Raw genomic sequence first — 13118 nt, forward strand, 5'->3', positions numbered from 1 at the left:
CGAGCACCTTGCGCGTCGGCGTTATCACCTTCCCTGGTTCACTCGACGACCGCGACGCCCAGCGCGCCGTACGCCTCGCGGGTGCCGAGCCGATCGCGCTCTGGCACGGTGAGCACGACCTCAAGGGTGTTGATGCCCTCGTGCTGCCAGGCGGCTTCAGCTACGGCGACTATCTGCGCTGCGGCGCCATCGCGAGCCTCTCGCCCATCATGGCCGAGGTCATCGACGCGGCGAACAAGGGGGTGCCGGTGCTCGGCATCTGCAACGGATTCCAGATGCTCGCCGAAGCACACCTGCTCGAGGGTGGGCTCATCCGCAACAACCACGGTCAGTTCATCTGCCGTGACCAGGTGCTGCGGGTCGAAAACGCCGACACCGACTGGACCAACGGCTTCGAGCAGGGGCAAGAGATCACCATCCCGCTGAAGAACGGTGAGGGCGGCTTCATGGCCGACGCCGACACGATCGAACGTCTCGAGGGCGAGGGCCGTATCGCGTTCCGCTACGTCGGCGTCGACCCCAACGGCTCCATCAACGCGATCGCCGGCATCTCGAACGCCCGCGGCAATGTCGTCGGCCTCATGCCGCACCCTGAGCACGCCATCGAGGAGGGCTTCGGCCCCGACACCAACGAGGCGATGCGCAACGGCACCGACGGCCTCACCTTCTTCACGAGCGTCATCGAGCGTTCACTCCTCTCGGTATGAGCGAACGCACTGCCGCGAGCGTCGCCGCGCCGGCCAGGCTGAGCCCGCAGCGGTTCTACCGCATCGTCGCGATCGCCGAGGCGATCACCTGGACGCTGCTCATCATCGGCATGCTCCTGAAATACGTCATCATCCCCGGCGAGCTCGGCGATCGCGCGGTGAGCGTGAGCGGTGCCCTCCACGGCTTCGTGTTCATCACCTACGCCGCGACCGCCGTCATTGTGGGGCTCAACCAGCGCTGGCCGCTCGGCCGCATCGGCTTCGCCATGCTCACCGCCGTCGTGCCCTACGCCACCATTCCGTTCGATCGCTGGCTCGATCGCCGAGGCCACCTCGATGGCGACTGGCGCACCGAAGCCACCGACGACCCCCGCGATGGCCGCTGGATCGACCGGCTGCTGCGCTGGTTTGTTGCACGACCCATTGTGCTCGCGATCGTCTTCGTCTCAGTGATCGTGGCGCTCTACGCGTCCGCGCTGACGTTCGGCCCGCCCGGCGCCGAGCACTAGACACCACCGACCGCGAGGTGACGATCAGGTCGCGTTCGCCTCCGGGAGCACGACACGCGTCACCGGGAGCGCGTCAGGATGCTCCTGCTGCAACCACGTCACCATGGCCTCCCGCAGTTGGCAGCGGAGCGTCCAGCTGCGATCAGAATCCTCGGCCGACATGAGGAACCGGATGTTGACGTAGCCGCCAGTCGCGTCGGTCACGAGCACACTGCCGACACGACCATCCCACAGGTCTGATGCCTTGAGAAACTCTTGGTATTTCTCTCGCACCGCCGCGACAGGGATTCGCCAGTCGACATCCATGTACACGGTGCCCATGATCTTCGCGCTGTTGCGCGTCCAGCTCTCGAACGGCTCGCTCGTGAAGTAGGTGCACGGCAGGATGAGGCGGCGCTCGTCCCACACGTTCACGACCACATACGAGAGCGTGATCTCGCCGATCGTGCCCCACTCTTTTTCGACCACAACGACGTCGCCGACGCGAATCGCATCACTGAAGACGAGCTGGATGCCGGCGATGATGTTGCCGAGAGTCGACTGCGCGGCGAGGCCCGCGATGATGCTTACAATGCCGGCCGAAGCGAGCACACTCGTGCCCACCGCCCGCACCTCTGGAAACGAGAAGAGCACGATGCCGAGCGCGAGCACCGCGATCAGCACATTGACCAGGCGGCGGATGACCTGCAATTGCGTGCGCATCCTTCGGATCTGCGGCACGCTGGTGCCATCGATCGAATACCGCCCCATGAGCTGTTCGATGCCGAACGACGCGAGGCCCGCCACGAGCCAGGCCCCCGAGAGCACCGTCGCGATGAGGAACACGCGCGACACCGCCTGCCACCAGTCGTACTGGGCGGGTGCCGTCAGCCCCGCCGCAGTCCAGATCGCGACAATGAAGACGAGCAGTTGGATGCGCACGTGCAGCTGCTTCAGCAGTGCCCGCAGCCAGGGTGCTCGCGTGTTCGCGCTCGACTTGATCGCCCCCACCACGACGGCGACGACGACATTTGCAACGAGTGCGATGGCGATCGCGGCGAGCGTGCCGAGCCAGGTGGTCCATTCGAACATGTGGGGGTCCCTTCGGTCGACGACCCCACCAGCCTAAGGACGAAGTGCAGGATGGCGCTGCTTCCCCTCAGTGCTCGTCGGCGTCCGGCCTGACCACCGGGATCGCCTGCGTGACTTCGTAGCCGCGCTCCTCCGCCTCGGCGCTCCCGCTGAACAGCCCAGGTCGGTCGCCGTGCGGCTCGTCATCATCGTCGATCACGGCGATCTCGGCCGTTTTCGGACGCGAGTCGGGAGGCTCGACAGGGTCAAGCAGCACAACCCGCTGCCGCGGCATCCCTGGTGCGCCCTGTCGCCGAAGCCACCGCACCAACTCCTCACGCACATGGCAGCGAAGATCCCACAGTCGCCCCGAGTCGCTCGCCGATACGAGGATGCGCACGCGCATCGTGCCGCCCGTCGCCTCGGTCACCTGCAGGAGCGCCTCCCGCTCATCCCACAGGCTCGTCGCGGCGAGAATGCGGTCGAGCTGCGTGCGCATGTCATCCATGTCGAGGTTCCAGTCAAGGTCGAGCTCGACCGCCCCAAGGAGATCGCTCGAATATCTGGTCCAGTTTTCGAACGGCGTCGTCGTGAAGTAGGTGGACGGCAAGACGAGTCGGCGGTCATCCCACAGCTTGAGCACAACGTAGGTGAGGGTCATCTCCTCGATGCGCCCCCACTGGCCCTCCGCGATCACCACATCGTCGACCCGGAGCGCCTCGCTGAAGGCAAGTTGGATGCCCGCAAACAGGTTGCCGAGGGTCGATTGGGCGGCGAGACCGGCAATGACCGAGATGATGCCGGCCGAGGCGAGCAGGCTCGTCCCGACCGCGCGAACCGCCGGGAATGTCAGCAGCACGCCGGCGATGGCGAGCACGATGACGACGGCGATGACGAGTCGCCGCACAATCTCGAGCTGGGTGCGCGCGGTGCGGGCGGCCCGACTCTCAGGATCGTTGCGGAACCGGGTGATCGCGTGATCGATCGCAAGAATTATCAGTGCGCCGAAGAACCACGCGGCCACAATGATGACGGCGATGGCAAAGCCGTGCGACGCGGTCGGCCACAACTCCCGGTCTGGCAGGGTCGCCGCGGTCGCACACCAGAGTGCGAGCACCACGAGCAGCGCTCTAAACGGCGCCCTGCTCCACCGTGTGAGATTCCGGATGAAGACAAAGCGTCGGCCGAGCACCCCCGCGACAAGGCTGACCACAATCATGAGCACGACGGCGACAACGAGCGCAATCGCCACTGCCACCAAAACGCCCGGCCACGATCTCCACTCGAACATGCATCTCCCTGCTTCGCCCACGCCAAACCCTCAAGCCTACGCGGGGGGCACCTGAACGCCCGATGCGCGGCAGAGATGCCGCACGGAGGGGATGCCGGTGATCGGTAGACTCGTCGGGTGCGGCATGGCCTCGCCGCGACATCCGCCCGCCATAGGGAGCAGCCCCACGTGACCGACGTCTCCACCCCCGCCCGCCGCCACGTCGCCGACACCGTCGAGAACGCGAAGGTCACCCCCGAGAAGGAGCAACCTTACGGCGCGCTCGGGCTCAAGCCAGACGAATACCAGGCCATCCGCGACATCCTCGGCCGCCGCCCCACTTCGGGCGAGCTCGCCATGTACTCCGTCATGTGGAGCGAGCACTGCTCGTACAAGTCGTCGAAGAAGTACCTGCGCCAGTTCGGCCAGAAGGTCTCCGACGAGATGAAGAAGAACCTCATGGTCGGCATGGGCGAAAACGCCGGCGTCGTGGATGTCGGCGAAGGCTGGGCGGTGACGTTCAAGATCGAGTCGCACAACCACCCGAGCTACATCGAGCCGTTCCAGGGTGCCGCGACGGGCGTCGGCGGCATCGTGCGCGACATCATCTCGATGGGTGCCCGCCCCGTCGCCGTTATGGATGCGCTCCGCTTCGGCAAGATCGACGATCCCGACACGGCGCGTGTCGTGCACGGCGTCGTCAGCGGCATCAGCTTTTACGGCAACTGCCTCGGCCTGCCCAATATCGGCGGCGAGACCTGGTTCGACCCGGTGTATCAGGCCAACCCGCTCGTCAACGCGCTCGCGGTCGGCGTGCTGCGGCACGAAGACCTGCACCTCGCCAACGCCCGCGGCGTCGGCAACAAGGTTGTGCTCTTCGGCGCCCGCACGGGTGGCGACGGCATCGGCGGCGCGTCGATCCTCGCATCCGACTCGTTCGACGAGGGCGGCCCCACCAAGCGGCCCGCCGTGCAGGTCGGCGACCCCTTCGCCGAGAAGGTGCTCATCGAGTGCTGCCTCGAACTCTTCAAGGGCGAACTCGTCGAAGGCATCCAAGACCTCGGCGCCGCCGGCATCTCGTGTGCCACCTCTGAGCTCGCGGCCAACGGCGACGGCGGCATGCGCATCCAGCTCGAAAACGTGCTGCTGCGCGACCCCACGCTCACGGCCGAGGAGATCCTCATGTCCGAGAGCCAGGAGCGCATGATGGCGATCGTACGCCCGGAGAAGCTCGAGGCGTTCATGGCCGTCGTCGACAAGTGGGACGTCGAGACGTCAGTGCTGGGCGAGGTCACCGAGGGCGACCGCCTCATCATCACCCACTTTGGCGAAGAGATCGTCAACGTCGACCCCAACACGGTTGCGGTCGACGGCCCCGTCTATGACCGCCCGCTCGCCTACCCCACCTGGCTCGACGCACTCCAGGCGGATGCCGCATCCCGACTGCCCCGCGCCACCACCGGCACCGAACTCCGCGAGCAGGCACTGCGGCTGCTTGGCAGCCCCAACCTCGCCTCAAAAGAGTGGGTCACCAACCAGTACGACCGCTACGTCGGCGGCAACACCGCCCTGTCGTTTCCAGACGACGGCGGCATGGTTCGCATCGATGAGGAGAGCGGGCTCGGCTTCGCCGTCGCGACCGACGCCAACGGGCGCTGGTGCCAGCTCGACCCCAAGCAGGGCGCGAAGCTCGCCCTCGCCGAGGCATACCGCAACGTCGCCTCGACCGGTGCGACACCCGTCGCCGTCTCCGACTGCCTCAACTTCGGCTCACCAGAGAACCCCGAGGTCATGTGGCAGTTCGCCCAAGCCGTCGAGGGCCTCTCCGACGCCTGCCTTGAGCTCGGCATCCCCGTCACCGGCGGCAACGTGTCGTTCTACAACCAGACCGGCGATGTGCCCATCCACCCGACCCCCGTCGTCGCCGTGCTCGGCGTGATCGATGACGTCGCCCGCCGCGTGCCGAGCGGCTGGCAAGACGAGGGCAACAACATCTACCTGCTCGGTGTCACCCGTGACGAGCTCGACGGCTCAGCCTGGTCGGGGGTCATCCACGACCACCTCGGCGGCCACCCGCCCCTCGTCGACCTCGCAGGCGAAAAGCACCTCGCCGGCCTCCTGCACTCGGCGGCGAAGGGCAGTCTGCTCTCCTCCGCACACGACCTCTCCGACGGCGGCCTCTGGCAGGCCCTCGCCGAGTCGGTGCTGCGATTCGGCGTCGGCGCCCGCGTGTGGACGACCGGCATTGAGCAGCGCGATGGGGTGGATGCAACATCCGCCCTCTTCTCGGAATCGACCGGTCGCGTGCTCGTGAGCGTTCCCCGCGAAGACGATGTGCGCTTCGTGGGCCTGTGCGAAGGTCGCGGCTACCCCGTGCTGCGGGTCGGCGTAACCGTCGACTCGGGCGAGATTGAGGTGCAGGGCCACTTCACGGTGTCAGCCGATGAACTCCGCGGCGTGCACCGCGCCACGCTGCCCGAGCACTTCGGGGCGGTCGTCGGGGGGTAGTTGCTCGCCGGTTGGGGTTTCGATACGGCCCTAGCGGGCCTACTCAACCGGCGAATACGCTCAGGACTCGTCGCGGATGCGCTCGTGATGGTGAATGACCTCGGCGACGATGAAGTTGAGAAACTTCTCCGCAAACTCCGGGTCGAGGTTGGCGTCGGCGGCGAGCAGCCGGAGCCGCTCGATCTGCACGCGCTCCCGATCGGGATCCGACGCAGGCAACCCGTGTTCCGCCTTGAGCCGGCCCACCTGCTGCGTGAACTTGAACCGCTCCGCAAGGATATGGATGAGCGCGGCATCGACGTTGTCGATGCTCTGTCGCAGCGAAAGCAGATCGGGGTGCACGTCGTTCACGCGACAACCCTATTGCACGAACGACGTGCGACCCGAGGCATCCGACCGCTCGGATCGGCCTCGCGGGGACCTCACCGTGGCGCCGTCACGCTGACGTGACGCTCCGAAACAACACCGGTCGCCCGTCACGCTCCGCGAGCCGCTGCTCGAGCCCCGCGCGCACCGTCGGCCACTCATCGCCGAGAATCGAGTAGACGGCGGTGTCACGCCACGACCCGTCAGGCCTGCGCCGTTCGCGACGCAGCACCCCCTCGAAGCGTGCGCCGAGGCGGAGGATCGCGGCGCGGGAACGCTCGTTCGCCGCATCCGCCTGCAGTCGGACCCGGCCGAAACCGTGGTCGAAGGCCTGCGACAGCAGCAGCAGTTTCGCCTCGGCGTTCACGGCAGTGCCCCAGACTCGTGGGTCATAGGCGGTCCAGCCGATGTGGGCGCTCTCGTTCGGCAGGTCGAGGTCAGCAAACGAGGAGGTGCCGACGAGTTCGCCGGTGTGGGGGCCGCCGCGCAGACGGATCGCATATGGCGTGCCGGAGTCGAACGGCAGATACCCGCCGAGCCACTCGGCGAATGCCGCCCGATCACCAGGGAGCGCCGAGACGCCGCCACCATAGCCGCCCGCGAAGACACGCGGGGTGCCGATAGCGTCAAAGAGCTCGGCCAGATCACTCGATTGCACCGGGCTCAGAGACACAAATCGACCAACGAGGGTGGAGGCTGAAGGCATTCGGGCAGTCACGAAATGCAGTCTCCCACGCGAAGTGGCACCATAGGCACGTGAGCAACACAACGCTTTTTTTGCAGACGGCCGGATCGTTCGTCGCACTGCTCGGCCAGGTCAAGCCCGAGCAGTGGGACGCGCCCGGACTCGGGTCGTGGAATGTCCGCAGTCTCGCCGGGCACACCGCCCGCGCCATCCTCACAGTCGAGAGCTATCTCGGCCAAGACGAGCCTGGCGACGTGACCATCCCCAGCGCCGAGGCCTACTACAACACGGTGCTCGAGCAGTTCACCGATCACGCCTCGATCGAGGCCCGCGGGGTCGAGGCCGGCGTGTGGCTCGGTGACGACCCGGCCGGTCAGGTGACGGAGGCCATCGCCAGAACCCGATCGCTCATCGCCGCGCAGCCGAGCGACCGCATCGTCTCGATCGGGGGCATGGGCATCCGGCTCGACGAGTACCTGCGCACCCGCGTCGTCGAACTTGTGGTGCACTCGATCGATCTTGCCCGCGCCATCGGCGTGCCCGCCGACGTGCCCGCCGCCGGGATCGCGACGGCCGTCGCCCTGCTCAGCGGCACCGCCGCGCACAAGGGGCTCGGCGAGGTGCTGCTCATGGCGCTGACCGGCCGGGATCGCCTGCCGGAGGGGTTCACGACCGTGTGAGCGATCTCGCCGGTTGAGTAGCGAGCTCTAGCGAGCGTATCGAAACCGTCAAGATATACGGCCCTGGCAGGCCTACTCAACCGGCGTACGGCGGTCAGCCGACGAGGTCGTGCCGCACGACGATGGCGTCTCGACCTGGGCCAACACCGATCGCCGAGATGCGCGACCCGCTGATCTTTTCGAGCGCGAGCACGTAGTCCTGCGCCGCCTGCGGCAGGTCGTCGAAGCTGCGCGCACCCGTGATGTCTTCGGACCAGCCTGGGAAGTCCTCGTAGATGGGCTTCGCGTGGTGGAAGTCCGACTGTGAGACCGGCACTTCGTCAACCCGCACGCCGTCGACCTCATAGGCGACACAGACGGGAATCGTCTCAAGACCCGTGAGCACGTCGAGCTTCGTCAGCACGAAGTCGGTGACCCCGTTGATGCGCGCCGAGTAGCGGGCGATGGGGGCGTCATACCAACCGCAGCGACGCGGGCGACCGGTGGTCGTGCCGAACTCGCCACCCTGCTCGCGCAAGAAGTCGCCGGATGCGTCGAACAGTTCGGTCGGGAACGGCCCGGCCCCGACCCGCGTCGTGTATGCCTTGACGACGCCGATAACCCGATCGAAGCGGTTCGGGGCGACGCCAGAGCCGGTCGCGGCGCCACCGGAGGTCGCATTGGACGAGGTGACGAAGGGGTAGGTGCCGTGGTCGACATCGAGCATCGTCGCCTGGCCAGCCTCAAACAGCACCGTCTTGCCCTCGTCGAGCGCGCGGTGCAGCACGAGCGCCGTGTCGTCGACCATGGGCCGCAGCCGCTCGGCGAACTGCAACAGCTCCTGCATGATCTCGTCGACCTCGATCGCGCGACGGTTGTAGATCTTCACCAGCAGGTGGTTCTTCTGGTGGAGGGAACCCTCGATCTTCTGGCGCAGGATGTTCTCGTCAAAGAGATCTTGAATGCGGATGCCGACGCGGTTGATCTTGTCGGCATACGTCGGCCCGATGCCGCGACCGGTCGTGCCGATCTGGCGCTTGCCGAGGAACCGCTCCGTGACCTTGTCGAGCGTGCGGTGGTAGTGCGTGATGACGTGGGCGTTGGCGCTCACGCGCAGGCGGGAGACATCGACGCCGCGTGCCGCGAGAGCATCGAGTTCTTCGAAGAGTACCTCGATGTCGACGACGACACCGTTGGCGATGATCGGCACGACGCCGGGCGAAAGGATTCCCGATGGGAGCAGGTGCAGCGCATACTTCTCGTCACCGATGACGACAGTGTGGCCGGCGTTGTTGCCGCCGTTGAACTTGACGACGTAGTCGACCCGGTCGCCGAGGAGGTCGGTCGCCTTGCCTTTTCCTTCGTCGCCCCACTGGGCGCCGATGAGCACGATTGCGGGCATGCGAGATCCTTACAGAAATTGAGGGATGAACCCCGATTCTATCGGGTATGCATGTCAACGCATCTAGGGAGCCGACCGGGTTCCGCCGAAGAGCACCCCGGCACCGCTCAACTCTCGAACAGACCCAGCCGTCGCGCCCGCGCGAGCGCTTCGTCACGCGACGTAACCCCGAGCTTGCGGTAGAGGCTGCGCAGCTGCGACTTGACCGTGTTGACCGAGACGAAGAGTGACTCGGCGATCGCCGCGGTGCCGTCACGATCGTGCAGTCGGTCGAGCACGATCCGCTCTCGATGCGTGAGTTCGACGCGACCCCGCGTTTCTGGCAGGGTCGAATGCACCGCGAGCATTGACGCGAACAGCTCGCGCACGTGCCCCATGCGACCACTCGCCGCCGCGAGGCCGACGAGCGCGTGGCGATCCGAATCGGGAAGCAGCACGAATGGATGCTGCATCTGACGTTCTTCGAGCAGCACAACGGCTCGCTCGAAGGTGGCGAGCGCGGCATCGTGCTCTTCAAGCCGCAGCAGGGCGGCAGCGCCGAGCAGCAATTGCTCTGCGCGCAGTCGCGGGGTTGCCGCTTCGGCCGACTGGACGACGGCCCGCGCCGCAGCAGCATCCCCGCGCGAGAGATGGAGTCGTGCCGTCGCTGCGCGCACAGCCGCGCGCTTGAGGTTCGCTTCAGCGAGCACCGACGCGGCACGAACCCGGTGCCCTGCCGCGACGAGCAGTGTGGCGTGCGTGGCGTTGAGCCACTCTCGCGTTCGCTCGGGCACTGGTGCCCGCGCGCCCGGCTCGAGCACCAGTGCCACGTGCTCGGCACCCTGCAGTGACCGACCCAATCCGAGCAGGGCCATGGCGTTGAGGTGGGCGAACTGGGCCCAGTGTTCACCGTTGAGCAGGTAGTCGCCCATGGATTCCACGCGCTCGATGACCGCGTCATAGCGGCCCTCTTCGAGGTCGCGTGTGGCGCGGGCGACCTCGATAAACGCTCCCGTGAAGTCCCGAGAACTGTTCGGAGGCCAGGTCTCGCGATCCGCGATATCGACGAGGCGCGACGCCTCGACCATGTCCCCCTCGACCGCTGCGGTGCCGGCGCAGAGCGCGAGCGCGTGGAGGTGCCCGATCTCGGAATGATGCCGGGGCAGGGCGAGCGCAGAAGAATACAGTGCGCGCGCGGCATCGCGACGACCGCCGGCTGCGAGCGCAAGACCGGACTGGGTCAGGATGGTCGGGAGGTGGGGGGCGAGTTGATCTCGCTCATCGATGGTGAGGTTCTCAAGCGTGTCGAGCACGCGCTCCGTCGCGACGAGCGCGGCCTCGAACTGACCCGTGACCCGGAGGGCGATCGATTCGGCCGCACGGAGCATGACGCGATAGGCGGGTTCGACGCTCGCCTGCGCCTGACGCACTGCGACCTGCGCGATCGCAAACACCTCCGCAGACCTGGGCCGAAGCAGTGGGTCAGCGTCGAGGCAGAGCGCAAGCAGTAGGGCGAGCACGGGCTGGCCAGCGAGGTCACGTCGGCTCAGGCGATCGAGCGCCACCGTGATGGCAGCGCGGTCGTGCGCGAGCAACCACTCGTAGTGCCCGAGCACGATGCGATTCGCGTCGGCAAGGTCGCCGAGCTCGATGGCGAGCCGCAGTGCCTCGGCGGGCCGATGTGACGCTTCGGCCGAGCGGAGTGCGATGCGCTTGAGCCGATTTACCTCGTCCCGCGGTGCGCGGCCGAGGGTGTCCCGCATCGCCCGCAGGAATCGGGGCCGAAAGGTGAACGTCACATCGCCGTGAGCACCAACGCTCCACTGGCCAACGCCGACTGACTCCGCAAGGGTGAGCAGTTCGCGCGCGTCATCCCGCTCAGTCAATGCGGTCGCAAGCTCCTCAGTGAGCACGTCGGCTGCGGAGAGGCGAAGCACGGCAGCGACATCATCGTCCGCCGTTGCACTCTCATCAGCGAGCATCGCCCTGAAGGAGCGAACTCCGACCTCGTCGGCGCGCTCAAGCTGTCCCGCCAGCGGCAGCGTGCCATGTTCCGCGAGATACTCGGCAACGAGCGTGAGCGTGCGGTGCACCAGCCTCGGAATTCCGCCGGAGACGGCCGCGACGTAATCGACGAACCCCTGTTCGAGCGGCACTCCGCCCGCCGCGATCGCCAACTCGAGCTCGCCGCGCGTGTAGAAGAGGTGCTGCTCAGACACGACGGTGGCGTCGGCGAGCTCTGGCGCGGCACCGAACGTCGAGCGGCTTCGCGTGAGTGCCACAACCCGGAGCGGCGTCGAGGTGCGCACAAGCGCCAACAGGTCATCGAGAATTGCGCTGTCGCTCACCCGATGCAGGTTGTCGAGCACCAGCACAACCTCGCGGTCGAGCACAGCGAACGCGCGCACGAGCTGCTGCCGAAGGCTCCCCGGCGCTGCCCCGCGCGCAACCTCGATCGCGTCGAGCTCGGCACCGAGCCGGTGGAGTTCGGCGAACGCAGCGTCATCGAACGAGGTCGCCTCGACCGCGGCGTTATCAAATGCGGCGGCGTCGAGCACGGTGCGGATGACGCGTGCCCAGAATTCGACGCGACTGCCGCGTTCGACGGTGTGCCAGGCGAGGGTGTCGCCGGCCTTCACCCGGGTGCGCGCCCAGTCGGCCACGAGCACTGTCTTGCCGGTTCCGGCGAATCCGCGCACTACAACGAGCGGGGTCGCAGAATTGAGCGGCTCGTGCAGACGCTTCCGTTGAACTATCCCCCGTGGAAGGCGCGGCACCGCGGTGAAGGCCAGCATTGGGCTCATTGTAACCCCGGCACAGCCGTGTCGGGCGGCCCCTTCCGGGGGTCGGATGAGACGAGCGCACCGACAGTGGCTCGACGGCTTCCCGGCCCCCGGTCGGTTGCAACCGATGTGCGGCGTCCGGTTCGGGTCCGGCGCCGACCACGGGCTGCGATGCGGGTAACAGACGCGCCCGGCGGTCATTAACATGGTGCCCCCGACCCGCACCGCCCTGGGGTGGATGCCGGGGCTTTCACCCTGGGCTTCACCCATCCGACCCCCGAACAGGGGTAAACCCAAGGTTCTACCGCTGACGCTTCGTTACGAACTGCGACAGCCGCACTTCACTCTGCTGAAAGCGCACCGTACCGTGGTTGGCATGTGCCGGCTGCTGGGAATCGTGTCTCGTGAGACGACGACGCTGCCCGCCGCCCTCGGCACCGACCTCGACGAGTTTGTCGCCCTCTCGGCAGGGCTCCACGCTGATGGCTGGGGCATCGCGGCCGAGTCGCGCGGTGCGCGCACCATCTCCCTCGCCCCCGAGGCCGCCCACACGAGTGACGCATTCGACGCGGTCGCCGCCACCCCGCTCGACGCGGGCATCGTGCACCTGCGGGCCGCCACCCTCGGCCTCGCGATCGGCGCCCAGAACACACACCCGTTCGTGCACGGCGACCTCTCGTTTGCCCACAACGGCTCGATTCGTCCGATCAGCGACATCGAGACGCTCATCGACGACGACCTGCTGCCGAGCATCCTGGGCGACACCGACAGTGAGCGCTACCTGCTCGCCCTCGTGAGCGAGCTCCGCAGGCAGCCGCGCGTCGATGCCGTGCGCACGGTCGCCCGTCGCCTTGATGAGGTCGCGGTCGAGGCATCCATCAACGCCCTCCTGCTTGCTCCAGACGAACTCATCGTGATCGCCGACGACGCCGCCAAAGCCCCAGCCGAGCTCGGCACCGACTACTACGAGCTCTCGTACCGCATCGAGGACGACTTCGTCGCCATCGCGTCGAGCGGGTGGGAGCGCGACGGCTGGCAGCGCGTGCCGGAGCGCACCGTGCTCAGCGTCGACCGCACCACCCTCGCCGTCACCATCAGTGACCTGGCGAGCGAGCGTCAGTCGACGCTCATCGCCGCGTAGCTCACGCCAACTCCGGCCACGCCACCTCCGGCTGCTCCACGCGGCAGCGCACCGCACGC

The 13118-nt window shown here is 67.2% G+C and carries 11 protein-coding genes; 5 read left to right on the forward strand and 6 right to left on the reverse strand.

Going from position 1 to position 13118, the window contains the following annotated elements; translation table 11 throughout:
- Positions 1 to 8: 8 nt before the first annotated feature.
- Positions 9 to 707 (forward strand): phosphoribosylformylglycinamidine synthase subunit PurQ, encoded by a 699-nt coding sequence (gene purQ / locus ACY48M_RS09925; protein WP_462820542.1) that lies wholly within the window; start codon positions 9 to 11, stop codon positions 705 to 707.
- The gene (locus tag ACY48M_RS09930) at positions 704 to 1216 is read left to right on the forward strand and encodes a DUF3817 domain-containing protein (protein ID WP_462820124.1); all 513 of its coding nucleotides are present in this window, start codon (positions 704 to 706) and stop codon (positions 1214 to 1216) included. Before purQ ends, ACY48M_RS09930 begins: the two co-directional genes overlap by 4 nt.
- 24 nt (positions 1217 to 1240) lie before the next feature.
- On the opposite strand, the gene ACY48M_RS09935 is transcribed toward ACY48M_RS09930, so the two are convergent.
- Positions 1241 to 2287, reverse strand: a complete 1047-nt coding sequence (locus ACY48M_RS09935; protein ID WP_462820125.1) for a mechanosensitive ion channel family protein — start codon at positions 2285 to 2287, stop codon at positions 1241 to 1243.
- A 67-nt stretch (positions 2288 to 2354) separates the two neighbouring features.
- The gene (locus ACY48M_RS09940) at positions 2355 to 3557 is read right to left on the reverse strand and encodes a mechanosensitive ion channel family protein (RefSeq protein WP_462820126.1); all 1203 of its coding nucleotides are present in this window, start codon (positions 3555 to 3557) and stop codon (positions 2355 to 2357) included.
- Positions 3558 to 3725: 168 nt separating this feature from the next.
- On the opposite strand from ACY48M_RS09940, the gene purL reads away from it, so the two are divergent.
- The gene (purL, locus tag ACY48M_RS09945) at positions 3726 to 6044 is read left to right on the forward strand and encodes a phosphoribosylformylglycinamidine synthase subunit PurL (RefSeq protein ID WP_462820127.1); all 2319 of its coding nucleotides are present in this window, start codon (positions 3726 to 3728) and stop codon (positions 6042 to 6044) included.
- Between the two features lie 60 nt (positions 6045 to 6104).
- On the opposite strand, the gene ACY48M_RS09950 is transcribed toward purL, so the two are convergent.
- Positions 6105 to 6395: a chorismate mutase gene (locus ACY48M_RS09950; RefSeq protein ID WP_462820128.1), complete on the reverse strand. Its 291-nt coding sequence runs from the start codon at positions 6393 to 6395 to the stop codon at positions 6105 to 6107.
- Positions 6396 to 6480: 85 nt separating this feature from the next.
- Positions 6481 to 7116 carry a GNAT family N-acetyltransferase gene (locus tag ACY48M_RS09955; protein ID WP_462820129.1) on the reverse strand — a complete coding sequence of 212 codons (636 nt, stop codon included), beginning with the start codon at positions 7114 to 7116 and terminating at the stop codon, positions 6481 to 6483.
- A gap of 50 nt (positions 7117 to 7166) precedes the next feature.
- Here ACY48M_RS09955 and ACY48M_RS09960 point away from each other — a divergent pair, with 50 nt between their 5' ends.
- Positions 7167 to 7775, forward strand: coding sequence for a maleylpyruvate isomerase family mycothiol-dependent enzyme (locus ACY48M_RS09960; protein ID WP_462820130.1), 609 nt, complete (start codon positions 7167 to 7169; stop codon positions 7773 to 7775).
- 94 nt (positions 7776 to 7869) lie between these two features.
- Here ACY48M_RS09960 and ACY48M_RS09965 read toward each other — a convergent pair whose 3' ends face one another.
- Both ACY48M_RS09965 and ACY48M_RS09970 read right to left on the reverse strand, forming a co-directional pair.
- Entirely contained in the window at positions 7870 to 9156 is a 1287-nt protein-coding gene (locus ACY48M_RS09965) for an adenylosuccinate synthase (protein WP_462820131.1), read from the reverse strand.
- Between the two features lie 107 nt (positions 9157 to 9263).
- Positions 9264 to 11930, reverse strand: a complete 2667-nt coding sequence (locus ACY48M_RS09970; RefSeq protein ID WP_462820132.1) for an AAA family ATPase — start codon at positions 11928 to 11930, stop codon at positions 9264 to 9266.
- A gap of 364 nt (positions 11931 to 12294) precedes the next feature.
- Between ACY48M_RS09970 and ACY48M_RS09975 the strand changes: the two genes are divergently transcribed.
- On the forward strand, positions 12295 to 13059 hold the full coding sequence (locus ACY48M_RS09975) for a class II glutamine amidotransferase (RefSeq protein ID WP_462820133.1): 765 nt from the start codon (positions 12295 to 12297) through the stop codon (positions 13057 to 13059).
- Positions 13060 to 13118 lie beyond the last annotated feature (59 nt).

This window comes from Homoserinimonas flava (genome assembly GCF_054969005.1).

Excerpts from the sequence above, each read along its gene's own strand:
- ACY48M_RS09930 (WP_462820124.1), top strand. The coding sequence starts at position 704 with ATGAGCGAACGCACTGCCGCGAGCGTCGCCGCGCCGGCCAGGCTGAGC.
- ACY48M_RS09935 (WP_462820125.1), bottom strand. The coding sequence starts at position 2,287 with ATGTTCGAATGGACCACCTGGCTCGGCACGCTCGCCGCGATCGCCATC.
- ACY48M_RS09965 (WP_462820131.1), bottom strand. The coding sequence starts at position 9,156 with ATGCCCGCAATCGTGCTCATCGGCGCCCAGTGGGGCGACGAAGGAAAA.
- ACY48M_RS09970 (WP_462820132.1), bottom strand. The coding sequence starts at position 11,930 with ATGCTGGCCTTCACCGCGGTGCCGCGCCTTCCACGGGGGATAGTTCAA.
- ACY48M_RS09955 (WP_462820129.1), bottom strand. The coding sequence starts at position 7,116 with ATGCCTTCAGCCTCCACCCTCGTTGGTCGATTTGTGTCTCTGAGCCCG.
- ACY48M_RS09940 (WP_462820126.1), bottom strand. The coding sequence starts at position 3,557 with ATGTTCGAGTGGAGATCGTGGCCGGGCGTTTTGGTGGCAGTGGCGATT.
- ACY48M_RS09975 (WP_462820133.1), top strand. The coding sequence starts at position 12,295 with ATGTGCCGGCTGCTGGGAATCGTGTCTCGTGAGACGACGACGCTGCCC.